The sequence below is a fragment of the Alkaliphilus flagellatus genome, from assembly GCF_018919215.1.
Taxonomy (GTDB): Bacteria; Bacillota; Clostridia; order Peptostreptococcales; family Natronincolaceae; genus Alkaliphilus_B; species Alkaliphilus_B flagellatus.
The window spans coordinates 1-23,988 of sequence record NZ_JAHLQK010000004.1 but is presented as its reverse complement, the minus strand read 5'-3'; the positions used below and the strand labels follow the sequence as shown (position 1 = coordinate 23,988).

Here is a 23,988-nt window from a genome sequence, read left to right as displayed (position 1 = left end):
ATATGTGGGGGAGTGAGAATGAGGGTATATGGGTATTCGAGGATATCTAGGGATGAAGATAAAGAAAACTATGATGCGATTGTTACACAGAATAAAATGATTGAAGAATACTCAATTACCGAAATTGGGTATAAGGTAGTAAAGATATTTGAAGATGATAATGTATCGGGATATACATTTAATAGATCAGGGTTAAATAAATTAAAGGCTTTAATTGAAGCTGGACAAGTAGATATATTATTAATGAAAGATTTATCTAGACTAGGGAGACATAATGCTAAAACTCTACTTTTTTTAGAATATCTAGAAGAATATAATGTAAGGCTTATATTGATACACGATAACTACGATAGCTCTACTGATGATGACGATATAATAGGTATAAAGACTTGGTACAATGAAAGATATATAAAGGATATATCTAGAAAAATAAAAGCTAATTTAAAAATGAAGCAAAAGGAAGATGGGTTAATAACAAAGGTCTATTTTGGATATGAGAGAGATCCAAATAATAAACATAAACTTGTAATAGATGAAGAAGCAGCGAGTATAGTTAGAAAAATATTTCAACTATATATAGGTGGATATGGAGGAAGAATGATTGCAAATATATTGCAGGACGAAGGTATACCTACACCATCTAAATATCAGTACAATAAGACTGGAAAGATGATTACAGGAAGTATTGCAGAGAATTGGAATGGTACTCACGTTATGAGAATCATAAAAAATGATGTATATATAGGGGTTCTACGTTGTGGTAAAACTGAAAGAAAGAAAATTAATGGAAGAACACAACGTTTAGAAGAAGAACTGCACATTGTTCATGAAGATCATCATGAGCCAATAATATCAAAGGAAGATTTCTTATTAGCTCAAAAAATACTTAATAGTAGATTAGATAATAATGTAAGAGGTTCTAGCAATGGAATTAATTTATTTATAGGTTTTTTAAAGTGTGGAGATTGTGGTGGAGGATTTATGAAAGTAAATAAGAAGAGAAGTCCACCTAGTTATATATGTACTAATAATCACCATTATGGAGCTAGTTTCTGTAGTAGCCATAAAATCCACGAAGAACAGCTTAAAACTATAATATTAGATAAATTAAAATTAATGAAAAACTATATTGAAAATAGTGTAGACAAACTAGATAAGGAAATTAATAGTTTAGTTAATCTTACTGTAAACTACGAACAGTCTATTAAGCAGTACAATATGAAGATCAAAGATAAAAAGGAAGAAATAAAAAATTATTCTAAGCAATTAGCTAAAGGTATTATATCGGAAGATATTGCTACTGAAGTAATTGAAGAAGCAAATAAAGAATTAATAAGATTAGAGTCTCAATTAGACGAAATTATTAAAATAAAAGAAAGTAATTCTAATATGAAGAAAAAAGCGGTTAAGTCTTTAGATATTATAAATGATATAATAGTAAGTGGAGATATAACAAGACGAAACCTTGAAAAACTTATTAAAAAGATTACTATAAAGCAATTAAATAAATCAAGCCATGGAGTAAAACCTGTTCTAAATATTGATATAGAATGGGAAGTTTTTATAAGTGCAGTATATGATATCGCTGATGCACATATCCACCAATGAGTATACACTACCATGAGGCTGATTAGTCGGGTTCCAATGTTCTCCTGCTGCTTGGAAAGGATCTGTAGGATCACCTACCTCACAAGTGCCATTTTGGTGTATATGAAATCCATGGGGACCAATAGGATTACCATTACCAATGGCTGGTCTATAAGGAGGAAGACCAGAAACTTCAACATATATGTTTGTTCCTCCAGCAGCTTTTATAAAGTATACAGTTCCTCTAATGTTTGGTGCAAGAGGTCCTCCCTGTATAGTGGCAATGGCTATGTTTCTGCATCCACTTCCTGGATAATATTCATTTGCAGGATTAATATCGTATGACCAGTAGTATACTGGTTGATTGCTATTTGTATATTGGTGATAATAACCCATTACTATCAACTCCTTAATTAATATCTAATTCCATACATATTAAATAATTGATTTCACTTAAGAATATTTAAGAAAGTAAATATACTATCTTTTAATTTCATAGTATGTGAATATACATATAAAGGTTAGCTTTTTTTAAGATAGCAGATGTCTAGTGTGAAGGATTTTAAAATTATTTATAGAAACTATATTATTTAATAATTTAACATAAAATTATACAAAGGGTGATTAAATGCTAATAAGTTCTATCAAGACAGGCATTAGAAAAGGGATAGGGACCACATGGTTTTTAGCTAAAACTATAGTTCCTGTATATATTTTTGTAACAGTATTAAATAATACACCAATAATAGATTGGATTACTACTTTATTTGAACCTCTAATGGGAGTTTTTAATTTGCCTGGAGAAGCCGCTATTGTACTGGTGGTTGGTAATATACTTAACCTATATGCTGCAATTGGTGCAATTAAAGCTATTGAGTTGACTGCTACGCAAGTTACAATTTTAGCAATAATGCTTTCTTTTTCTCATTCTTTATTAGTAGAAACTGCGGTTACAAGAAAACTAGGATTTAAAGTTTCTCATGCTCTGATAATTAGAGTAGGCTTAGCCGTTATTTCTGGTATAATTGTAGGAAGGATGGGTGCATTTCTATGATTGATATTTTAAAAGAGAGTGTAATGGGTAGCTTTAATTCTATTTACTCTATAGCTAAAATTGTCATACCTTTGATGATCATACTTCAAGTAGCTAAAGACTATAAATTACTAGATAAAATATCTAAGTTTCTTGAATTTCTAACAAAATTTTTTGGCATGTCAAAAGAATCTACTTTGCCACTATTAGTAGGAATTATTTTTGGTCTATCTTATGGCGCAGGAGTAATTATACAAAGTGCTAAAGATGGAAATCTTTCTACAAAAGATACATTTTTAATTTCAGTTTTTCTAGTTACTTGTCATGCTATTGTAGAAGATACTCTGATCTTTGTTGCAGTAGATGCTAATGGATATATATTACTGAGCCTAAGGGTATTTGCCGCCGTTGTTATGACATTTGTATTATCAAAGCGACTAAAAATTAGTGAAAGTACTTTAAAACAAGATATAAACCAGTAAGGCCTTTAAACAAATATATTGAAAATCTCTCTTTGAATAGTAAAAGAGGGATTTTTTTATATAGAAAAATATATTATGAATATTTTTTAAAATAAACTAAATAATAACAGTGAAAATGATTAACTATAACTAAATAAGGAGATGATAAAGTTGAACATGCATGGTAGAAAAATGTCCCCAATGGAGCTGAGAGACCATATTATTTCTTTTTTAAAAGAACACAAAAGTGGTTCACTGGCAACTTATCTAGATGGTCGCCCAAGATGTAGTCCAATACAATATTTTGTTGGTAATGAAATGGATATTTACATATTGTCTGCTGGAGGCGACAAATTTAAAGCAATTGAAGAGAATCCTGACGTTTGTCTTCTAGTTAATACAGAATATATTAACTTTAGAAAAATTAAAGGAGTTCAAGTGTTTGGAAAAGCTACTACTAGTATTAAAAATAGAACTCTTTTTGAAGAAGCTTTAAAATACTCTCCAGAGCCTTATTTGCTAGAGATGAATAGGGAATCTTTAAAGGTAATTAAAATTATACCATCTAAGATAGTATATTTGGACTCTTTAGAATCTGGAGATAGAACAAAGCAAATATTAGAACATGATCGTGTAACGATTAAAGAGGACGAACTGACACCAGTTCATTAATATAAAAGGAGGTTTTACATATGTCAGTAAATAATGCAATGACTGCAGATTTCTTGCGCTCTGCCTACGGTGGAGAAAGTATGGCTCATATGAGATATTTAATTTGGGGCGATGTAGCAGATAAGGAAGGTATGCCTAATATTGGTAGACTTTTTAGGGCGATTGCATATGCCGAATATGCTCATGCAGACAATCACTTTAAAGTATTAGACGATCAAAAAGGTGATTATACAGTAGCAGCTGGGGCTGTATTTGGTGTAGGTACAACAGTAGAAAATTTACAAGGTGGAATTGATGGAGAACTCCATGAAATTGAACAAATGTACCCAGTATATTTAGAAACAGCGCGCTTTCAAAATGAAAAGGGAGCTGAAAGAGCATTTCATTATGCCTTAGAAGCAGAAAAGATCCATGCAAAGTTATTTCAAGATGCTCAAGACATGGCAAGACAGGGTAAGGATATGGATATTGGAACTATTTATGTTTGTCCTATTTGTGGACATACTGTAGCTGAGCATCTACCAGAAAAATGTCCAGTTTGTGGCGCTAAACAGGAAATGTATAAGGATTTTCCAGCTTAATAGTAGATACGCTATATACAATAAAAAATTATATTTAACAAGTATGATGGCTTTAAGTAAATAGGTTATCATACTTGTTTCTTTTGTTATAGATAATATGTAATTAAACATACAGTTGAAGTAAATAATATTATTATATATAATTAGCACAAATAGAAAATCTTAAATTAATATGTTTAGATATCGTAAAGGGGTTTAATGTTTATGCAAAGAGAAGTTGCAATTATCGGTGGAGGCGCTGCTGGTATGATGGCGGCAATAGTAGCTTCAAGAAATGGGGCTAAAGTAGTAATATATGAAAGAATGAATAGAGTTGGTAAAAAGTTATTAGCAACAGGGAATGGGAGATGTAATATTACAAATATTGGATTAAGCGAAAGTAATCTAAAGTGCATTCATGGCAGTAATAAAAAGTTTGCCGGTGGTATCTTGAAAAAATTCACTGTGGATGAAACTATAAACTTCTTTGAAATTTTAGGAATTGCTCATAAGGTTGAGAACGATGGAAAGGTATTTCCTATGTCAGATCAAGCTTCGAGTGTTTTAGATGTATTAAGATATGAGTTAGACAAACTAAGTATAGAAGTAATATGTGATATTGAAATAGATAAAATTAAACAATCAAAACAGGAATTTATTCTTATTGATAGTAATGGAGTAGAATATAAAGCAGATAAAGTTATTATAGCAACTGGAGGAATGTCTAGTCCTAATTTAGGTTCAAATGGTAGTGGCTATAAATTAGCAAGAAATTTAGGGCACAGTGTTGTTAATCCTTTTCCGGCTTTAGTGCAATTAAAGTTAGAGGCACCCTTTTTAAAATCTATTAAAGGTATAAAATTTAATGGTGCAGCTTCTGTTATTTTAGATGGTAATATTTTAAGAAGGGAAGAAGGGGAACTATTATTTACTGAATATGGTATTTCAGGTCCTCCGATACTACAGCTTAGCAGAAATGCTGTAGAAGCTCTTGAAAATAAACAACAGCCTATAATTGAAATAGATATGTTTCCTAACTTTACTTATGAAGAACTTTTAAATTTAATAAGTCTTAGATTATCTTATCAATACGACCGTCCTCTTGATTTTAGCTTTATAGGGTTAATAAATAAAAGGCTTATTCCTATAATTTTAAAGGTATCAAATATTTATGATCTAAATAGAGCCTGTTTGGAAATATCTAACAAAGAAATAGAAAAAATTGTTTCCTTATTGAAAGCATGGCAATTTGATATTATAGGATCACAATCTTGGATGCATTCTCAGGTAACTGCTGGTGGTGTGGACCTAAAAGAAATTTGTCCAGATACCTTACAATCAAAGATTATTCCAGGAATATATTTTGCTGGTGAACTTTTGGATGTAGATGGGGATTGTGGAGGATTTAACTTGCAATGGGCATGGTCTTCTGGCTATGTGGCTGGAAACGAAGCTTCGATGTAATAGTGCAACTTAAGTTATAGGAAGGAAGAATACATATGTTACGGGTAGCAGGAATCAAAATTACAATTAATCAAAATGAGGCAGATTTAAAAAAGACATTGCTGAAAAAGTTAAATATTAGTGAGACTGATCTGATAGATTACAGAATTTATAAAGAATCAGTCGATGCTAGAAAACGAGATCAACTTTATTTTGTATATACGATAGATGTAAGTATAAAAAATGAGGATAAAATAATTAAAAATTCTAAGTCTAAAGATATAACAATTACTCCTAACATGGATTATAAATATGTGCATAAGGGAAATGCTAAACTTACAAATCCACCTATAATAATCGGATCTGGGCCTGCTGGATTATTTGCGGCACTTATATTGGCAGAAATGGGTTATTGCCCTATTGTGTTAGAACGAGGAAAAGATGTAGAAGAAAGGGCAAAGGATGTAAATCATTTTTGGACAACAGGGAATTTTATTAAGGACTCCAATGTTCAGTTTGGTGAAGGTGGGGCAGGTACGTTTTCAGATGGTAAATTAACAACTCAAATTAAGGATCCAAGGTGCAGAAAAGTACTCGAAGAATTTATCGAAGCTGGTGCGCCAAAAGAAATTTTATATGCTAGCAAGCCCCATGTTGGAACTGATATTTTACAATGTGTTGTTAAGAACATTAGAAAAAAGATAATTTCTCTAGGAGGAGAAGTGCATTTTGAAAGTAAGGTCACAGATTTTATAATAGAAGATGAGAAAATTACAGGAGTAAAGGTTAACAATGAGAGTATAGTTAAGGGAGAAGCAGTTGTATTAGCTGTTGGTCATAGTGCAAGGGATACATTTGAAATGATATATGAAAATGGATTAGAAATTCATCAAAAACCATTTTCTATAGGTGTACGTATAGAACATCCTCAGAAAATGATTAATGAAAGTCAATATGGTACCTTTGCTAGTCATCCTCGCTTAGGTGCTGCAGATTATAAACTTGTTCATCATTGTAAAAATGAGAGATCTGTCTATACTTTTTGTATGTGTCCAGGAGGTACTGTAGTAGCTGCAGCATCGGAAGAAGGTGGTGTTGTTACTAATGGAATGAGCGAGCATGCAAGAAATAAAGAAAATGCTAATAGTGCATTGCTTGTAGGTATAGGGCCAGAGGATTTTGAAAGTGAACATCCTTTAGCTGGAATGTATTATCAGCGAAAGTGGGAGCAGAGGGCTTTTAAAGAAGGTGGAAATAATTATTGTGCTCCAGCTCAGCTAGTGGGAGATTTTTTAGAGGATATACCATCAACATCCTTGGGGAAAGTAAATTCATCCTATACACCAGGAATTAATCTTACGGATTTAAGAAATTGTCTACCAACATATGTAGTAGAGGCCTTTAAAGAAGCCTTACTAGAATTAGATAAAAGGTTAAATGGTTTCGGTATGAAGGATGCAATAATGACTGGAGTTGAAACAAGAAGCTCATCTCCAATCAGAATTGTGAGAGGTATAAATCTTGAGAGTAATATTGAGGGAATATATCCTTCCGGTGAAGGAGCAGGATATGCTGGGGGAATTATTTCTGCCGCAGTAGATGGTATAAAAGTAGCAGAAGCTATATCTGAAAAATATGCTTCAATAAAAAATCTATCTTTTTAATAAAGGTAGGTTTTTTATTGTAAATAATCATAAAAATGACCAAAAAGATATATTAATAGATATAGCGGGAGGTGATTTTATGCTTAAATCTATTGTATCAGGCTTAATCCTATCTACTATGATAGTAACACCAAACACACCCAAAATAGATGTAAATATTATAAATAATGCTGTCAAAACCCATATACAGAAAGTGATAAGCTTAGAAATGGATTATAGTGAGGTATTAAAAAAATTAGGATTTAACAAAGGAGAATATAAAAATGCTCAGTTGGATAATAGAAATGCTATATTAAGATTTCAAAGTGAACACAATCTAACTGTAGATGGTTCTATTGGTAGGCAAACTAAAGGTGCAATGCTAAAGAGGATGCTAGAGAGTGAGTATAAATACACAGATACAGTAACAAATCCACCTTCCAATAAACACTGGATAACAGTGAATAAAACTAAAAGGATATTAACCTTGTATAAAGGAAAGGATGTTATAAAAAAATATCCAATTGCACAAGGTAAAGATTCTGGGCTCACCCCTGAAGGTAAGTTTACTATAGTGAGAAAAACTATCAATCCTTCATGGAACTATAAAGAGAAATCTGCAAAAGGTGGTGCTCCAGATAATCCGTTAGGCAAAAGGTGGATAGGTATTTCTTATGGCGGAGGAGGTATGTATGGTATCCATGGAAATAATGCCCCATATTCTATTGGAACTAATGTTTCTTTAGGTTGTGTACGTATGATAAATGCCGATGTTGAGGAATTATTTGAAATTATTCAGATTAATATTCCAATTTGGATAGGTACAGATACAAAATTTAAAGATTGGGGAGTAAATCAGGAAAGTTATCTTAAAACCGCTCAATAATTTGAGCGGTTTTTTTACTTTTACTAACTATAGTTTTGTGCAAATATGGGCAAGTTAATATAAAGTTGATTGCAGTATAGTTCTATTTATGATAAAATTTTTTTTATGGTTATTTTTTAGGCAAATAAGATACGAATTCATTGTGGAATATACCATACTACACTTATATAGGAAGAAGTTGAAATAAGATGAAAAGAAATGATATTAGAAATATTGCAATTATTGCACACGTTGATCATGGTAAGACTACTTTAGTAGATCAAATGCTAAAGAAAAGTGGAACTTTTCGTAGCAATGAAGTTGTAGAGGAAAGGGTAATGGACTCTAACTCCTTAGAAAGAGAACGGGGAATCACTATTCTTTCTAAAAATACTGCAATCCATTATAAAGATGTAAAAATCAATATTGTAGACACACCGGGCCATGCAGACTTCGGTGGAGAAGTAGAACGTATTATGAACATGGTTGATGGAGTACTTCTACTTGTAGATGCATCTGAAGGTCCTATGCCCCAAACTAGATTTGTACTGCAAAAAGCTTTAAAAACAGGATTAAGACCAATAGTTGTAGTAAATAAAATTGATAGACCAGAGGCTAGACCTACAGAAGTTATTGATGAAGTTTTAGATTTATTTATAGAATTGGAAGCAGACGATGATCAGTTAGAATTTCCAGTAATATATGCTTCAGGCAAAAGTGGGTATGCAAAATTAAATATTGAAGATGAAGGAGAGGATATGACTCCACTATTTGACAGTATTTTAGAACATATTCCTTGCCCTAAAGGAGATGAAAATGACGGCCTTCAGCTTCTAATAACATCTATTGATTATGATAAGTATATTGGTAGAATAGGAATTGGTAAGATAACTAGAGGAACAATTAATAGAGGGCAAGGTGCAGTTTTAGTTAGGGCGAATGATAAGCAAGTTAATGTTAAAATTAGCAATCTATACACATACGAAGGTTTAAATAGAGTTGAGTGTGAGAAAGCTACTGTTGGAGAGATTATAGCCGTATCTGGTATTGCTGATATAAATATAGGTGAGACTCTTTGCTCTACAGATAAAGTGGAAGCTTTACCTTCAGTTAAAATTGATGATCCAACGATTTCCATGAATTTTATGGTAAATGATAGTCCATTTGCAGGTAGAGAAGGAGACTATGTAACAAGCAGACATCTAAAAGATAGACTTGAAAGAGAACTATTATCAAATGTTGCTATGAAAATGGAGGAAATTTCTTCAGATTGCTTTAAGATTCTTGGTAGAGGAGAATTGCATATATCAATTTTAATTGAAACTATGCGTAGAGAAGGTTATGAATTTGCAGTTTCAAGACCAGAAGTAATTATGAAGAAAACGGAAGAAGGACTATTAGAGCCAATAGAAATATTATATGTCGAGGTTCCAGAGGAGTCTTCAAGTGTTGTTATTGAAAAAATAAGTATAAGAAAAGGTGAAATGTTAAACATGGAGCCAACAGGTACAGGTATAATGAAGCTTCAATTTAGAATCCCTGCTAGAGGTTTAATTGGATATAGATCAGAGTTCTTAACAGATACAAAGGGATATGGAATCTTCCATCATTTATTTGATGGCTATGATAAATACAAAGGGGAAATTCGTGCTAGAAATAGAGGATCTCTTATCGCTTTTGAAAGTGGAACAGCTGCAGGATATGGTATTAGCGGTGCTCAGGAAAGAGGAAAGATGTTTATTAGTCCTGGTACAGATGTATATGAAGGTATGATAGTTGGGGAAAGCTCAAGACTAGAAGATATAGCGGTAAATGTATGCAAGAAAAAGCAATTAACTAATATGCGTGCATCAGGTTCAGAAGACTCATTAAGACTTACACCACCTATTATATTTTCATTGGAGCAATCCTTAGAATTTATTGCTGACGATGAATTAGTAGAAATTACTCCTAAAAGTATTAGACTTCGTAAAAAAATCTTAGACAAAAACTCACGACAAAAGTCTCAAAAGAAATAATAATAAAAAACTATTAATTGAAATCTGTATAAAAAATGAATCCTATCCATAGGGTTCGTTTTTTATTTTTAGTAACATAGAATAATAGTAGTTTAAATTCCAAAAGCTATACATACATATTAAAATCCTATTTTAATTAAATATTTTTATTAATATAGAAATGTTAGGAGGAATCTGTATGAGAATTGAAGGTTATTTTGATAACTTAAAAAATGCAAATGAGGCAGTTGATTTGCTTAAAGAATCAGGTTTAAACAATGCTTTTTTAGATTTAAATGATAATTTTCCCGATAGAAATGTGGAAAGAAATATTGCGGGAACAGAAACAGCACCAAATCTTTCAAATTTAGTCTTAGGCTCAGGAAATTTAGGATTTACAGATAGCACAAAAGCTCCATTACTTGCAGCTAGTCCTATGGTAAGTGGTATGGCAGGATTCGAAGAGATTGCTGGTTACAATTATAAAGTGGTTGCAGAAATCGGTGATGAAGAAGTAGAACAGACAAAGAAAATATTTCATCAGTTTGGAGGCAGTATTACGGGTATTAATAATTAGTAAGTAGTATATAAAGGTGCCATTAATCATAGTAGGGCACCTTTTATATGTAAATTTTCAACTAAGATTTATCGAATTTCAGGCAATTATTGAGAAAAAATCAATAATATCAATAGGTTTATATGGAAAATAGTTGAATAAAATATAAAAATATAATATGATACAATGAAAAAGATTAATTAATTTTAACTAATATCGATAATAATTTTAATGTTAATAATAAATAAATAATTCATTTTAAAAGTAATGAGGTGGCTCTAGTGAATGAAAGAAGTTTGAGGGTTTTGGAATACACAAAGATAATTGAAGGACTTGAAGAAAAATGTACTTCTACTTTAGGAAAAGAAAAGGTACAAGAACTTCGACCTATAGTAGATTTTAATAAAATTATAAAATGGCAGAATGAGACCAGTGAGGCACAAAGCATATTAATACAGCGGGGTAACGTACCTTTAGGAGGAATAAACGATGTTTTGCAATATGTTAGAAGGACAGAAATCGGTTCCTATTTGGACCCTGGCCAACTATTGCATTTAAAGGATACTGTAGCTGTAGCTAGGAGACTTAAAGCATTTTTGAAGGAAGATAATAGAGAGATTAAATATCCTATTATTCAAGGATTAGCACAAAGTCTTACCTCCTTAAAGGAAATTGAAGATAAAATAGAGTTATGCATTGTTAGTGATGTAGAAATATCAGACAATGCAAGTTCTGAACTTAAATATATACGTAGACAAATTGCTTCCAAAAATGATGCTATTAGAAATAAACTAAATAGTATTATTACTTCATCATCTAACCAAAAATATTTACAGGATGCTATTATTACAATGAGGCAGGACCGTTATGTAGTACCTGTAAAGCAGGAGCATAGAGGGAGTATACCTGGACTAGTTCATGATCAATCCTCCAGTGGAGCAACATTGTTTATTGAACCTATGGCTGTGGTGGAGCTTAACAATCAGTTAAAGGAATTAAAAATTAAAGAACGGGTTGAAATAGAAAGAATTTTAATGGAAATTGCTGCAATGATAGCTGAAAGAGCTGAGGATATAAGGTCTAATCAAAAAATTTTAAAAGAACTAGACTTTATTTTTGCTAAAGGTAAGCTTTCTATTGAGATGAAGGCTGTCGAACCTGAATTAAATACAAATGGGGAAATAATGATAAAAAATGGTAGACATCCTTTGCTAAAGGCCAGTGAAGTAGTGCCTAATAGTATTTGGCTTGGAGAGGACTTCCATATACTTGTTATTACTGGACCCAATACAGGAGGAAAGACAGTAACTTTGAAGACATTAGGATTACTAACCCTAATGGCACAAAGTGGATTACATGTTCCGGCGGATTATGGTACTAGGCTAGCTATTTTTGAACAGGTTTTTGCTGATATTGGAGATGAGCAAAGTATAGAACAAAGCTTAAGTACATTTTCCTCCCATATGACTAATATTGTTGGCATAATGGAAAATGTAACCAGAAATTCTCTAGTGCTATTTGACGAGTTAGGTGCAGGTACAGACCCAACGGAAGGTGCAGCCCTTGCTATGGCCATTTTGAATCATTTAAGAGAAATGAGAGCAACTGCAGTAGCTACTACCCACTATAGTGAATTAAAGCAATATGCTTTATCCAACGAAGGAGTAGAAAACGCTTCTGTTGAATTTGATGTGGAAACTTTAAGTCCAACCTATAAACTCTTAATAGGGGTACCGGGAAAATCTAATGCATTTGAGATCTCAAGGAAACTTGGACTTTCAGATTTCTTAATTGATAGGGCAAAGGAATTATTGACTGGGGAGGATATTCACTTCGAAGATTTATTACAAAATATTGAGAGGAATAGAACCACGGCAGAAAGAGAAAAGGATGAAGCTACAAGACTTAGAATGGAAACTCAAAAGTTAAGAGAAGAGTTTTTTGATAAAAAACAACAACTTGAAATACAGAGAGAACAGGTTATTAAAGAAGCTAAAAAAGAGGCATATAAAATTATTAAACAAGCAAAACTGGATGCAGATGAAATTGTGGACAATTTAAAATCCTTACGTATAGAGTTAGAAGATAAAGAAATGAATCGAAAAATTGAGGAAGCAAAGAAAAGTATTTCTGGTAAAATGAATAAGCTTGCAGAGGGTATGGGTGAGCAGCTAATAGTTAAAACTAATAAGAAGCCACCTAAAAATTTAAAGGTTGGAGAAATGGTTAGTATATTATCTTTAAATCAAACAGGATACATTATTTCACCAGAAGATGAAAATGGCGAAGTTCAAGTTCAAGTGGGAATTATGAAGGTTAATATGCATGTATCTAATCTAGAGAGAACTAAAGAGGAAAAAGAAACAAAGAAAACAGGCACTGGTAAAATAGTTAAGTCAAAGGCAAAAAATATAAAGACAGAAGTGGATGTAAGGGGACAAAATCTTGAAGAAGCAATGCTCGAGGTAGATAAGTATTTAGATGATAGCTATATTGCAGGTTTAACCCATGTTACAATAATTCATGGTGTTGGTACTGGAGTACTAAGTGCGGGACTTAAACAAATGTTAAAAAAACATAAGCATGTTAAAAGCTATAGAGAAGGTGCATATGGTGAAGGTGGAGCTGGAGTAACAATTGTGCAGCTTAAATAAGTGCACTAAAAGAAGAGGTGAATATGATGATATTAATTAGTGCTTGTTTATTGGGGGTCAATTGCAAATATAATGGTAAAAATAATTCTAAAGATGAAATAATTAGGTATTTTAATGGTAAAGGTATTGTTCCTGTTTGTCCTGAACAGTTGGGAGGTCTTTCAACTCCCCGTCTTCCAGCGGAGATTCAAGGGGGAGATGGAAAAGATGTACTTAATGGACGTGCCAAGGTAATAAGAAATGATGGTATAGATGTAACTGAAGATTTTATTAAAGGAGCCTATGAAACTTTAAAAATTGCTAAGAGCTTGGGAATCACAAAGGCAATTTTAAAATCCAGAAGCCCTTCCTGTGGTGTGGGAAAAATTTACGATGGAACCTTTACTGGCAATTTAACCAAGGGTGACGGGGTAACAACCGCCCTACTAAAGACAGAGGGAATAGAAGTTTATAGCGATGAAGATTTTTTGGAAAATCTTTAACAATAGTGTTTATAGGGAATTTTAAAAGGAACTCACTTATCTGGTGAAGGATACTTTAAATTAAATACAAGTACAGGAACTATCACATTAAATAAAAAATAGAATAGATTAATGAATAAACCCATTGTAACAGGAAAAGATATATGATATATTAATTTGAAAAGGAAGAGAAATTTCTATGATGAGGAAAGTAAATGTAAGGATTGTTTAAGCGAGTCAGAGTTGGTGGAAGTCTGATACTTACTTACATTGAAGCGCACCTTTGAGAATCTACCTGAAATTAGTAGGGTATGACGGCTTTCCACCGTTAAAGGGAGCAAAAGAGGGCATTTTATTTGATGCCAATAAGAGTGGTAACACGGGAATACTCTCTCGTCTCTATAGTTATAGGGGCGGGAGTTTTTGTTTTTGTAATAAAAAGATTTAAAGGAGGATTTTTAATGATTGATTTTAAAAAGAAACTAAGTGAAGTATTAGGAAAAAACATTCCAGAACTTAATGAAGAAGAAATTTTAACAATGATAGAGATTCCACCAAACTCTGAAATGGGTGATTTTGCATTTCCTTGCTTTAGATTAGCTAAGGTTTTTAGAAAGGCTCCAAATGTTATAGCCAATGATATTGCTCAAAATTTAGATAAAGAAGAATTTATAAAAAGTGTTGAAGCTGCTGGAGGCTATTTAAACTTTTTTATAGATAAACAATATTTTATAAAGGCTGTTATTGAGGAAGTTTTGCTTAAAAAGGAGACCTATGGTAGTAGTTTAATGGGTAATGGCAAAAATGTTATTGTAGAATTTTCTTCACCAAACATAGCGAAACCTTTCCATATAGGTCATATTAGAACAACTGTAATAGGTAATTCCTTATATAAAATATACAAATTTTTAGGATTCAATACTATTGCGATTAATCATTTAGGAGATTATGGAACTCAATTTGGGAAGTTAATTGTAGCCTTTAAAAATTGGGGAGACGAAGAAGAAGTAAAAGCTAAACCAATACCTACACTTCTTAAATTATATGTTCAATTCCATGAAGAGGCAGAGAAAAATCCACAACTTGAGGATGAAAGTAGAGAATGGTTTAAGAAACTGGAAGATGGAGACGAAGAAGCTATAAAACTTTGGCAATGGTTTAGAGAAGTAAGCCTAGATGAGTTTAGTAGAGTTTATAATATGTTAAACATTACTTTTGATTCATATGCAGGAGAGAGTTTCTATTCAGATAAAATGCCAGGTGTAGTAAAAACCATGGAGGAAAAAGATATTCTGCAAAAATCTAACGGTGCTGATATAGTAGACTTAGAAGAGTTTGGAATGCCTCCCGCTTTAATTAGAAAGAGAGATGGTTCTACCTTATATATTACTAGAGACCTTGCAGCAGCAATTTATCGAAAAGAAACCTATGATTTCTATAAAAACATATATGTTGTTGGTTCGCAACAAAATCTTCATTTCCAGCAATGGAAAAAGATATTGGAGCTTATGGGCTACGAGTGGGCAGATGATTGTGTACATGTACCATTTGGCATGGTAAGTCTTGAGGAAGGAACTATGTCTACAAGAAAGGGTAGAGTAGTATTTTTAGAGGATGTATTAAATAAGGCAGTTGAACAAACTAGAGAAATTATAAATGAGAAGAATCCTAATATAGATAATCTTGATGAAATAGCTGCACAAGTAGGAATAGGGGCTGTTGTATTCCAAGAGTTATCCAATAATAGAATAAAAGACTATACATTTACTTGGGATAAAGTTTTAAACTTTGAAGGTGAAACTGGTCCATATGTGCAATATACCCATGCTAGAGCATCTAGTGTATTAAGAAGAGCAGAGATTAATGTAGATAATAACTTTAAATCAGAATTGCTAGTTGATGATATAACTTTAGAAGTGTTAAAAAAGGTTCAGCAATTCCCAGAGGTTATTAAAGATGCTCAAAGAAAAAATGAACCATCTATTATCACAAGACATATTATTGATGTGGCACAGGCCTTTAATCGTTTCTATCATGATCATCCAATTTTAGTAGAAGATGAAGAATTAAAGAAAGCAAGATTGACCGTAGTTTTTGTAGTTAAAGAAGTATTAAGTATAGGATTAGGCTTATTAGGAATTAAAGCACCGGAAAGAATGTAGTTAACAGGAGCAGTCAACTCATTAATGAGATTGGCTGCTTTGCTAATTATGAAACTTGTATATATTTTTCAAATTAGATACTATGTCTATAGGTGGCTTTTAGGAGGGGATGAGTTGGAAGCAAATAATAAAAATATCGATATACTCGCTTACGTGGCTTATGGAGACGCTGTAGGATTTTTAAAACAAAATGATAATAATAGTAATAATGAGGGATTACATCCATTTAGTTATTCATATAGTGAAGATTTGAAATTGAAGGCTGATACAGGACAATGGAGCTATATTACTCAATTAATGCTAATTAATTGTAAATGTCTTGTGGATAATAAAGATAACAGACATGTTTTAATAGATTACAAAAGGATGATAGAAGAAATTAAGTTATGGAAATATTACAGATATGGTACGCCTTTAAATTACATATATAAATTAAAATTGGGAAACCAGTATTATAAAGATGATTTTTACTGGAATGATAAAAGGGGCGAGGCTTTTTCGAGAATTATTCCAATAGCCTTAGCCAATAAAAACTTTAATGCAGCTCAAGAGGAAGTTTATAAAAACATCATTTATATCAACAGGCATCCACAAGTAGTATTAACAGGACTCCTATTGCTTAAGACAATCTTTTTTTTAATTAAGAACAAATTGATTGAAAAGAAACAATTAATTGATGAGCTTAAAAATTATTTGATACATCTACAACTGCTAGAGTTAGAAGAGTATGTTAATGGACAATTACCAAGTAACTATAAGATTAGGTTTGAACAAGAAAAGATAAATTATTTGATTGATTTAGATAGACTAAAAGATAGTGATACTTATAGTTTTGATACTTATGATAGCAAGAATATATTAATTACATCTCTAAATAATCTTTTAAATATACATACAGATATAGGATATATGTCTAATCTCTTGAAATGCAAAGAAAAAGAAGTGTATGCTATTACATATGGACTTTTAGCATTAATAAAACAGGCAGATAAAATAGTAATTAATCAAATAAAAGATATTAGTTTTATTAGAAGCATGGGAGAATATGTATTTAAATTAAGAGAATATGAAGTTGGTAGAATACTTTTTGAAAAGAGAGATAATGAAATAGATCTATTTAGCTTAAACAAAGGAGCAATGTTAAAGCATCCTCTTTTAAATAATATTAGAATTAAGGATAAAGTACAATTTAGTAATTATATTGAGTTAACTGTGGAGAGTAAAAGTGGTGAGTATAAATTTATTATTCAAAAAAATCAAGACAGTTTTTAACTGTCTTGATTTTATCTAAATTCTTGTAAATACTCAAGGAATTCTTCTTCTGTAGAATTAGCCAATGTACTTAATTGCTTTACTATACTATCTTTTAATTCAATAAAAGAAGGAATTTTTGTGTTTTCTCCAGTATATTCTAGGGCTTTAATTATTATTAACATGTCTCTTTTAGAGATTTCTTGAAACGATATTTTGGAAAATTCCTCCATAATAGATTCCCCTTTCTGTTAAACAACATAGTGTGTATAGTTATTGTATTGTCTCTAATTACTTTATTCTACAAAAATAATGAAAAACCTTCAAGTTTCTACAGAAAATTAAGCCTTTTAGATCAGTATTAATATCAATATATAAAAAAAGCAGCAAAGCTGCTTTCATTAGAGAATCCTTATGCTACTTGAATCATCCTATTATTTAATGCATTATAGACTATGAAAAGTCCAACTATGGATGAAACATGTATGGAACTTTTTGTATCATTCAAAAGACTTTCGCCTCTTTTCTGGTATTGTCCATGTAGATCATCGATAAGCGTTTTGATAGAATCAGCACAATCATTACTTATGTTAAAATAGTCCTTTGATATTTCAATCTTCTCATCAAAGGTTTTAAATAATTTATGAAGTTTATTTTCATATTTTACATGATTAATAAAATGATTTTTATAGGTCGTACGGTCATTATGAGGAACACAAAAAAAGTCGGAAATAAAATGTGTTGTTACGCCTATACGAGTTGAAATTAGCTTTATAAAGTCTTTATTAGATTGGAAATCATAATTTGATAATTCGTTGATTTCATTACAAACAAAGTTAAAGGACTGTGGTTTAAAATGATCCATTTTAGCCAAACTATATGCGATATCTGGCTTTATACTTCCATAAATTAAACTGAGTTTATTTAAATCCACACCAAGTACTTCTTTAATATTTTGATGAACATGTTCGGAAATAATTTTGTGTGTTTGAGCAAGCAATATAGGACCACCTTTCATTATTCTGATGTTACTATTATAATGAAAATGCTTATCAAATACAATGGAATTGTCAATAATATTATAATTGTTACAAATAATTAACTTGTTTTTCTGTTGATTATAGAGACTTTATGTTTATGTAAAAAAATGAAATATATGCTATAATTAAAAACAGAAAATATCATTGACAGAAAAATAGATTATTTATATAGTAAATAGATTATATTGGTATAGGAAAGAAGGTAGAAAATGAAAGTATTACTAACAGCACTAAATGCCAAGTATATTCATACAAACTTAGCTGTACGTTATTTAGAAAAGTCAGTAATTGATATAATAGACACTGATGATATTAAAATAAAGGAGTTTACCATTAATAATAGTATGGATTACATTATAAGAGAGATTTATAATTATAGTCCAGATATCCTCTGTTTCTCATGTTATATATGGAATATGGACATGATTGACTACATAACTAAACATATAAAAAAGATTATGCCAGAAGTAATGATAGTTTTAGGTGGGCCCGAGGTTTCTTTTGATACTGCTATCCTAATGGAAGAAAACGATGCAATTGATATTGTTGTTATTGGAGAAGGAGAGGATACATTTAGACAACTTATGTTAGCATTAAAGAATAATCATGATTATTCTTTAGTGGAAGGTATCGCTTTCAGAGCAAGAGGGCAAGTGGTATTTACAGAGTCGAAAAAAACTCTACCTTCAATGGAAGATTTACCATTTCCTTATACTGGAGAAAGTTTAGATGCAGATAAGATTGTTTATTATGAAAGCTCAAGAGGTTGCCCTTTTAACTGTCAGTATTGTCTATCATCATCTATCTCGGGGGTTAGATTTTTACCTATAGAACGAGTAAAAAATGAAATTAAATATTTTATTGATCAAGGAGTAAGACAAGTAAAATTTGTTGATAGAACATTCAATGCTAAAAAATCCTATGCAATGGAGATTATGAATTTCATTTTAGAATATCATAGAGGAAAAACAAATTTCCATTTTGAAGTTACTGCTGATCTTCTAGATGATGATATATTGACTTTTTTAAGCACAGTACCTGTAGGATTATTCCAGTTTGAAATAGGAGTACAATCTACTAATGAGAAGACACTTAATATTATCGATCGACACGTAGACTTTGGAAGGCTAAGTGAAGTGGTTAGAAGAATTTCACAAAGTAAAAACATACATCAGCACTTAGATTTAATAGTAGGGCTTCCTGAAGAAGATTATTTCTCTTTTAGAAAGTCATTTGATGATGTGTTCGCACTTAGACCTGAAAAACTTCAAATTGGATTTTTAAAATTACTTAAGGGTTCTGGTTTGAGAAACAGGGCTGGGGAATATGGATACGTCTATTCAGATTATCCACCATACGAGGTAATGGAAACCACTTGGCTCTCATATGGTGATATAATTAGATTAAAGGGATTAGAAGAAATGGTGGAGATATATTGGAATTCGGGTATATTTAATAATAGTATAGAGCTTATTATTAACAATTTTTATTCAAGTAGCTTTAAATTTTTTGAGGAGCTATGGAAGTACTGGCAAGCCCAAGGACATCATCATATTTCTCACAGTAAAAATAAATTATATGAAATACTTGCTCAATTTTATAGTTGGAACAAGTTTAATGGAGTTGAAATATTTAAGGAGGTTCTAAAACTAGATTTCTTAAAAAATACAAAATCATCTTTCTTGCCTTCGATATTTAACAGAGTAGAGATAGATGGATTCAAAAATAAATGTCATGAGTTTTTACAAAGTACTAAAAATGTAAAGACATACTTACCGCTTTATGAAGATATACCTGCTAAGCAGATTATAAAACAAGTGCATTTTGAGCCATTTAATGTGGATGTTACAATAATAGATAGGGTTAAATACAAAATTGACAGCATAGAAGAAAAACAGGTAATTGTTTTATTTGATTATCAGATAGAAAGCAAGGCATTGGAAGATTGTAAGTACTATAAAATAAACTTTGATGAATAAGGATGGTGATATAGAAATGGAAATATTAAGAGATCTTTTTTATACTAATCGTAGTATATCAAAAAAAGCTTTAATGAGCATGGCTAAAAATTGGCCCATAATTTTTACCGGATTATTTTACTCTATTGCTACTATTATTTTATTAATGAGTTTAAGTGCTTTCTGGATATTAGGCGGTTTAGTGTGGATTATCGCTACTAGTGCATTAATTTCAAATTATCTATACCTTTTAAACACAATATTGAATAGAGGATACTTTAATTTTCAAGATTTTAAAGATGGATTTGCACCGTATTTAAGGAAGGTTTGGTCTATTTTGTTTATAGGCTATGTGGCAAATCTAATTATAGGTTTTATTTCACCAATGATTGTAAGCAGTATAGGTCCTAGTGCTTTTAGTTTAATTATTGCCTTTTTAACATTTATATTTTTTAATCCAATACCCGAAACTACATATCAGAAATATTATGGACCGTGGGAGACAGTTACTTATACAATTAATTTTGTAAAAGATAATTGGATAGAGTGGTTTGTTCCAAATATAATTTTATTAGTGATTTTTTACTTTATTACAGGTGGATATATAAATATATTTGGAATTATATCGAATGTGTTCAACTATTTTATATCGTTTAGCACAATGTTTACTTCAATTAGAGGCCTACTTGCATATTTTATAGTACAAGTTTGGTTTTCTTATTTTATGATTTATAGAGCTTACTTATTTGAAACATTAAGTACTAGTAATAGGAGAAAAAGATTATTTATGAGAGAGTTTTAGAAAAGAGGGGTATAATGAAATTTTTAATAGAGCCATATATTCGCAAAAGAACAGAGGATTTATCCTTTGTTCAATTGAGTTCTGAGGCAATACAAGTAAAAGATTATGTAGTTCCTGAGGAAGGTCTATTCGTTCCATTATTAACTACAGAACTTGCGAACAATATAAAAACCAAGGAAGAAGATAAAGTGATTACAGCTAATGGAATAGTAAGAGGTATGGTCTACTTGCTTGGTGTAGATTCTGATTTTAAATATAGGGATGAATATATTAAATTTCTATATGCAGTTAATTCAGATATTGAAGATTATATTAATTTTGAAGCTATTAAATTTGCAGATGAAGGTAAAATGATAGAAAGTATTATATTTTTAAAAGCCCTACTTCTGTTAAATGATAAAAATATATACTATATATTTAACTATGGGCTTACTTTACTTAAATATTCTAGTGAGCATCTTAATAATAAGTCTAAAGTACAAAGTGTTTTTAAAAAGGAATCTATCCTATGCTTCGAAACAATTTTAGATATTGATGAAAATTTTTCACTAGCTTATTATCATCTAGGATTTTTATATTCTGATAATAAACAATTTAATAAAGCAAAGCTATACTGGGAGAGATACTTAAAACTTGATACAAATGTAGATCTTAGTAATGAAGTAAATCAAATGCTTTTAGAAATAGAAGATCAGGCTAAATATGAAAGAGGATACGAAGCAGTTTTAAGTGGAAGGCCCCAGGAAGGACTCATTTTATTATTAGAACTAGAAGAGAGATATTCAAACTGGTGGAATCTTCTATTCTTTATTGGTTTAGCTTATAGACAATTGTTAAAGTATGAAGATGCTATTGGGTACTTTGATAAAGTTCTTCAATTGGAAGAAAATCAATTAGATACTATAGTTGAGTTAGGACTATGTTATGGAAGCATAGGGTACCACAGTCAGTCTATAGAATGCTTTGAAAGAGCTTTACATATTGGTGGACAAAATAGTGAGATATTATGTAATCTAGCTATGGTCCATATGGAAATAGGAGACTTAGTGAAGGCGAAGGAATATTTAGATACTTCTTTAGCCCTAAATAATGAAGATGAAATTACAAAGGCATGTAGTGAACAATTAAATGCTTTACTAAAAAATAATCGCTAATTTTAGCGATTATTTTATTGAGAGCAAAATGTTTAAATTTTTTGAAAAAGCAGGAAAAGGGTAAAGCTTGTAGAATTAATTTATTGAATATGCTTAAGATATATTTTAAATTATGGGGTGATACGATGATTGATAAATTAGAACAATTAATTAAACAGGCGCAAAGCCAGAATAAAATGAAGATAGCAGTTGCAGCGGCTCAAGATAAAGATGTATTGAAGGCGGTTGAAGAAGCACATAAGCTTAATTTGGTAGATGTTATATTAGTTGGAGATGAGCCTAAAATAAAAGAAATTGCTAGAGAGCTAAACATAAAAATAGATTCATTTACAATAATTCATAAGGAAGATTTAATGGAGGCTGCTCTAGAAACCGTTAAATTAGTTTCTACTGGAAAAGCTGATTTTGTTATGAAGGGTATATTAGATACATCAATTTTATTAAAAGCTGTACTGAATAAGGAAGTTGGACTAAGAACCAATAATTTATTAAGCCATGTAATGGTATACGAGCTGCCAGCTTATCATAAGTTACTTCTACTTACAGACGGAGGAATGAATATTGAACCGTCTCTAGAAGATAAAAAAGTTATACTAGATAATGCTATACTAGTATCTAAGGCGTTAGGTAATAAAGATACAAAAGTAGCTTGTTTATCTGCAAAGGAAAAAGTAAATAAAAAGATGCCTTCTACTGTTGATGGTGCTAAGTTAAAAGCAATGGCTCAAGAAGGAATATTTGGAAAAGAAGTTTATGTAGAAGGACCTATAGCGTTTGATTTGGCAGTATCTAAAGAAGCTGCTACTACTAAAGGTTTTGAAAGCCCAGTAGCTGGTGAAACTGACATATTACTAGTACCAACAATTGAGGTTGGCAATGGAATTGGAAAGGCCTTAACCTATATGGCAGATGGAAAATCAGCAGGTATTATTATGGGAGCAAAGGCTCCAGTAGTTTTAGTTTCTAGAGCTGATTCTGCTGAAACAAAGTTATACTCAATAGCTTTAGGTAGTGTTATTGCAGCCAATCAATAGGAAACAGGGGTTAGACAATACAGCTAGATATTATAGTCTAGCTGTATCTTTTTAAAATATAATATATTTTTATTTATATATATATGTATAAAATATGATTTTTTTTATAAACTATATTAGTGAACTATTAGAACTAACCATCCCAAACCCCTATTAGTAAAATGCATAAAACAAATTGACACAAATAAAAACATATGATATATTATCTTAAGTTGTCACTTAATTCAAGTGATGCAAGATAGTTTAAAAAAGAAATTTGAAAACATATTGACATTATGAAGTGAAAATGATATGCTATAAAAGCTGTTTTCGACAATTTGAAGTTTTGAAACGATGAAAATTAAAAATCAAAAAAGGTATTGACATAATGTTTCAGATGTGATATATTAAATAAGTCGCCGCAACAAGGCGATGGGGCATAAGCCCTTAAAGAGGTCTTTGAAAACTAAACAGTATAGATTAAGCCAGCAAGGGTAGATTGCCGAAATCTATGATTTTGTGTAAGATGCCTTCTCAGCGAAAAGCTGAGTTTCCATTAAATATTAATTTGTTTAAATGGAACCCAAAAATTCGAGCATTTTTATTTTAAGAGTTTGATCCTGGCTCAGGATGAACGCTGGCGGCGTGCCTAACACATGCAAGTCGAGCGGAGTTA

21 protein-coding genes, 1 rRNA gene and 1 other annotated feature are annotated in these 23,988 nt (G+C 31.2%); of the genes, 19 read left to right on the top strand and 3 right to left on the bottom strand.

From position 1 onward, the window contains the following. Positions 1-18: 18 nt before the first annotated feature. Positions 19-1,608 (top strand): recombinase family protein, encoded by a 1,590-nt coding sequence (locus KQI88_RS10275; protein ID WP_216417042.1) that lies wholly within the window; start codon positions 19-21, stop codon positions 1,606-1,608. Here the strand turns inward: KQI88_RS10275 and KQI88_RS18470 are convergent. Then, complete coding sequence (locus KQI88_RS18470; protein ID WP_216417040.1) at positions 1,534-1,983, bottom strand: superoxide dismutase family protein; 450 nt, start codon at positions 1,981-1,983, stop codon at positions 1,534-1,536. The genes KQI88_RS10275 and KQI88_RS18470 overlap by 75 nt on opposite strands. A gap of 232 nt (positions 1,984-2,215) precedes the next feature. Between KQI88_RS18470 and KQI88_RS10265 the strand changes: the two genes are divergently transcribed. The 13 genes from KQI88_RS10265 to KQI88_RS10205 all read left to right on the top strand — a co-directional run bounded on the left by KQI88_RS10265 (position 2,216) and on the right by KQI88_RS10205 (position 17,366). Continuing rightward, positions 2,216-2,641: a nucleoside recognition domain-containing protein gene (locus tag KQI88_RS10265; protein WP_216417038.1), complete on the top strand. Its 426-nt coding sequence runs from the start codon at positions 2,216-2,218 to the stop codon at positions 2,639-2,641. After that, the gene (locus KQI88_RS10260; protein ID WP_216417036.1) at positions 2,638-3,102 is read left to right on the top strand and encodes a nucleoside recognition domain-containing protein; all 465 of its coding nucleotides are present in this window, start codon (positions 2,638-2,640) and stop codon (positions 3,100-3,102) included. Before KQI88_RS10265 ends, KQI88_RS10260 begins: the two co-directional genes overlap by 4 nt. 156 nt (positions 3,103-3,258) lie before the next feature. Further along, positions 3,259-3,753: a pyridoxamine 5'-phosphate oxidase family protein gene (locus tag KQI88_RS10255; protein ID WP_246579280.1), complete on the top strand. Its 495-nt coding sequence runs from the start codon at positions 3,259-3,261 to the stop codon at positions 3,751-3,753. Positions 3,754-3,773: 20 nt separating this feature from the next. Further along, positions 3,774-4,334, top strand: coding sequence for a rubrerythrin family protein (locus KQI88_RS10250; protein ID WP_216417032.1), 561 nt, complete (start codon positions 3,774-3,776; stop codon positions 4,332-4,334). Between the two features lie 204 nt (positions 4,335-4,538). Next, a complete protein-coding gene (locus KQI88_RS10245) occupies positions 4,539-5,777 on the top strand; it encodes a BaiN/RdsA family NAD(P)/FAD-dependent oxidoreductase (protein ID WP_330656184.1) in 1,239 nt (412 codons plus the stop codon). Between the two features lie 35 nt (positions 5,778-5,812). Beyond that, positions 5,813-7,420 (top strand): NAD(P)/FAD-dependent oxidoreductase, encoded by a 1,608-nt coding sequence (locus KQI88_RS10240; RefSeq protein ID WP_216417027.1) that lies wholly within the window; start codon positions 5,813-5,815, stop codon positions 7,418-7,420. Positions 7,421-7,499: 79 nt separating this feature from the next. Further along, entirely contained in the window at positions 7,500-8,285 is a 786-nt protein-coding gene (locus KQI88_RS10235) for a L,D-transpeptidase family protein (protein WP_216417025.1), read from the top strand. Between the two features lie 188 nt (positions 8,286-8,473). After that, a complete protein-coding gene (gene typA, locus KQI88_RS10230; protein WP_216417023.1) occupies positions 8,474-10,282 on the top strand; it encodes a translational GTPase TypA in 1,809 nt (602 codons plus the stop codon). A 178-nt stretch (positions 10,283-10,460) separates the two neighbouring features. Continuing rightward, positions 10,461-10,838 carry a hypothetical protein gene (locus KQI88_RS10225; RefSeq protein ID WP_216417021.1) on the top strand — a complete coding sequence of 126 codons (378 nt, stop codon included), beginning with the start codon at positions 10,461-10,463 and terminating at the stop codon, positions 10,836-10,838. A 260-nt stretch (positions 10,839-11,098) separates the two neighbouring features. Continuing rightward, positions 11,099-13,471 (top strand): endonuclease MutS2, encoded by a 2,373-nt coding sequence (locus KQI88_RS10220; RefSeq protein WP_216417020.1) that lies wholly within the window; start codon positions 11,099-11,101, stop codon positions 13,469-13,471. Between the two features lie 26 nt (positions 13,472-13,497). Continuing rightward, entirely contained in the window at positions 13,498-13,953 is a 456-nt protein-coding gene (locus KQI88_RS10215) for a DUF523 domain-containing protein (protein ID WP_216417017.1), read from the top strand. A gap of 169 nt (positions 13,954-14,122) precedes the next feature. Then, positions 14,123-14,336: a binding site (T-box leader), on the top strand. 57 nt (positions 14,337-14,393) lie between these two features. Continuing rightward, positions 14,394-16,094, top strand: a complete 1,701-nt coding sequence (argS, locus tag KQI88_RS10210) for an arginine--tRNA ligase (protein WP_246579249.1) — start codon at positions 14,394-14,396, stop codon at positions 16,092-16,094. Positions 16,095-16,208: 114 nt separating this feature from the next. Then, positions 16,209-17,366 carry a hypothetical protein gene (locus KQI88_RS10205; RefSeq protein WP_216417016.1) on the top strand — a complete coding sequence of 386 codons (1,158 nt, stop codon included), beginning with the start codon at positions 16,209-16,211 and terminating at the stop codon, positions 17,364-17,366. Positions 17,367-17,377: 11 nt separating this feature from the next. Here the strand turns inward: KQI88_RS10205 and KQI88_RS10200 are convergent, their stop codons facing one another. Then, positions 17,378-17,578 carry a hypothetical protein gene (locus KQI88_RS10200; protein WP_212377250.1) on the bottom strand — a complete coding sequence of 67 codons (201 nt, stop codon included), beginning with the start codon at positions 17,576-17,578 and terminating at the stop codon, positions 17,378-17,380. Positions 17,579-17,757: 179 nt separating this feature from the next. Next, on the bottom strand, positions 17,758-18,345 hold the full coding sequence (locus KQI88_RS10195; RefSeq protein ID WP_216417013.1) for a zinc dependent phospholipase C family protein: 588 nt from the start codon (positions 18,343-18,345) through the stop codon (positions 17,758-17,760). A gap of 249 nt (positions 18,346-18,594) precedes the next feature. Between KQI88_RS10195 and KQI88_RS10190 the strand changes: the two genes are divergently transcribed. The 5 genes from KQI88_RS10190 to KQI88_RS10170 form a co-directional block, all read left to right on the top strand. After that, on the top strand, positions 18,595-20,364 hold the full coding sequence (locus tag KQI88_RS10190) for a B12-binding domain-containing radical SAM protein (RefSeq protein WP_216417011.1): 1,770 nt from the start codon (positions 18,595-18,597) through the stop codon (positions 20,362-20,364). 16 nt (positions 20,365-20,380) lie between these two features. Next, positions 20,381-21,145, top strand: coding sequence for a hypothetical protein (locus KQI88_RS10185; RefSeq protein WP_216417009.1), 765 nt, complete (start codon positions 20,381-20,383; stop codon positions 21,143-21,145). Between the two features lie 14 nt (positions 21,146-21,159). Then, positions 21,160-22,299, top strand: a complete 1,140-nt coding sequence (locus KQI88_RS10180) for a tetratricopeptide repeat protein (RefSeq protein ID WP_216417007.1) — start codon at positions 21,160-21,162, stop codon at positions 22,297-22,299. Between the two features lie 125 nt (positions 22,300-22,424). Continuing rightward, the gene (locus KQI88_RS10175) at positions 22,425-23,333 is read left to right on the top strand and encodes a bifunctional enoyl-CoA hydratase/phosphate acetyltransferase (protein ID WP_216417005.1); all 909 of its coding nucleotides are present in this window, start codon (positions 22,425-22,427) and stop codon (positions 23,331-23,333) included. 581 nt (positions 23,334-23,914) lie between these two features. Beyond that, positions 23,915-23,988, top strand: a 16S ribosomal RNA gene (locus tag KQI88_RS10170); the annotation flags it as partial.

Coding starts and splice junctions, on each gene's coding strand:
- KQI88_RS18470 (WP_216417040.1), bottom strand. CDS start 1,983: ATGGGTTATTATCACCAATATACAAATAGCAATCAACCAGTATACTAC.
- KQI88_RS10245 (WP_330656184.1), top strand. CDS start 4,539: ATGCAAAGAGAAGTTGCAATTATCGGTGGAGGCGCTGCTGGTATGATG.
- KQI88_RS10275 (WP_216417042.1), top strand. CDS start 19: ATGAGGGTATATGGGTATTCGAGGATATCTAGGGATGAAGATAAAGAA.
- KQI88_RS10255 (WP_246579280.1), top strand. CDS start 3,259: ATGCATGGTAGAAAAATGTCCCCAATGGAGCTGAGAGACCATATTATT.
- typA (WP_216417023.1), top strand. CDS start 8,474: ATGAAAAGAAATGATATTAGAAATATTGCAATTATTGCACACGTTGAT.
- KQI88_RS10200 (WP_212377250.1), bottom strand. CDS start 17,578: ATGGAGGAATTTTCCAAAATATCGTTTCAAGAAATCTCTAAAAGAGAC.
- KQI88_RS10215 (WP_216417017.1), top strand. CDS start 13,498: ATGATATTAATTAGTGCTTGTTTATTGGGGGTCAATTGCAAATATAAT.
- KQI88_RS10265 (WP_216417038.1), top strand. CDS start 2,216: ATGCTAATAAGTTCTATCAAGACAGGCATTAGAAAAGGGATAGGGACC.
- KQI88_RS10190 (WP_216417011.1), top strand. CDS start 18,595: ATGAAAGTATTACTAACAGCACTAAATGCCAAGTATATTCATACAAAC.
- KQI88_RS10175 (WP_216417005.1), top strand. CDS start 22,425: ATGATTGATAAATTAGAACAATTAATTAAACAGGCGCAAAGCCAGAAT.
- KQI88_RS10225 (WP_216417021.1), top strand. CDS start 10,461: ATGAGAATTGAAGGTTATTTTGATAACTTAAAAAATGCAAATGAGGCA.
- argS (WP_246579249.1), top strand. CDS start 14,394: ATGATTGATTTTAAAAAGAAACTAAGTGAAGTATTAGGAAAAAACATT.
- KQI88_RS10260 (WP_216417036.1), top strand. CDS start 2,638: ATGATTGATATTTTAAAAGAGAGTGTAATGGGTAGCTTTAATTCTATT.
- KQI88_RS10240 (WP_216417027.1), top strand. CDS start 5,813: ATGTTACGGGTAGCAGGAATCAAAATTACAATTAATCAAAATGAGGCA.
- KQI88_RS10185 (WP_216417009.1), top strand. CDS start 20,381: ATGGAAATATTAAGAGATCTTTTTTATACTAATCGTAGTATATCAAAA.
- KQI88_RS10250 (WP_216417032.1), top strand. CDS start 3,774: ATGTCAGTAAATAATGCAATGACTGCAGATTTCTTGCGCTCTGCCTAC.
- KQI88_RS10180 (WP_216417007.1), top strand. CDS start 21,160: ATGAAATTTTTAATAGAGCCATATATTCGCAAAAGAACAGAGGATTTA.
- KQI88_RS10235 (WP_216417025.1), top strand. CDS start 7,500: ATGCTTAAATCTATTGTATCAGGCTTAATCCTATCTACTATGATAGTA.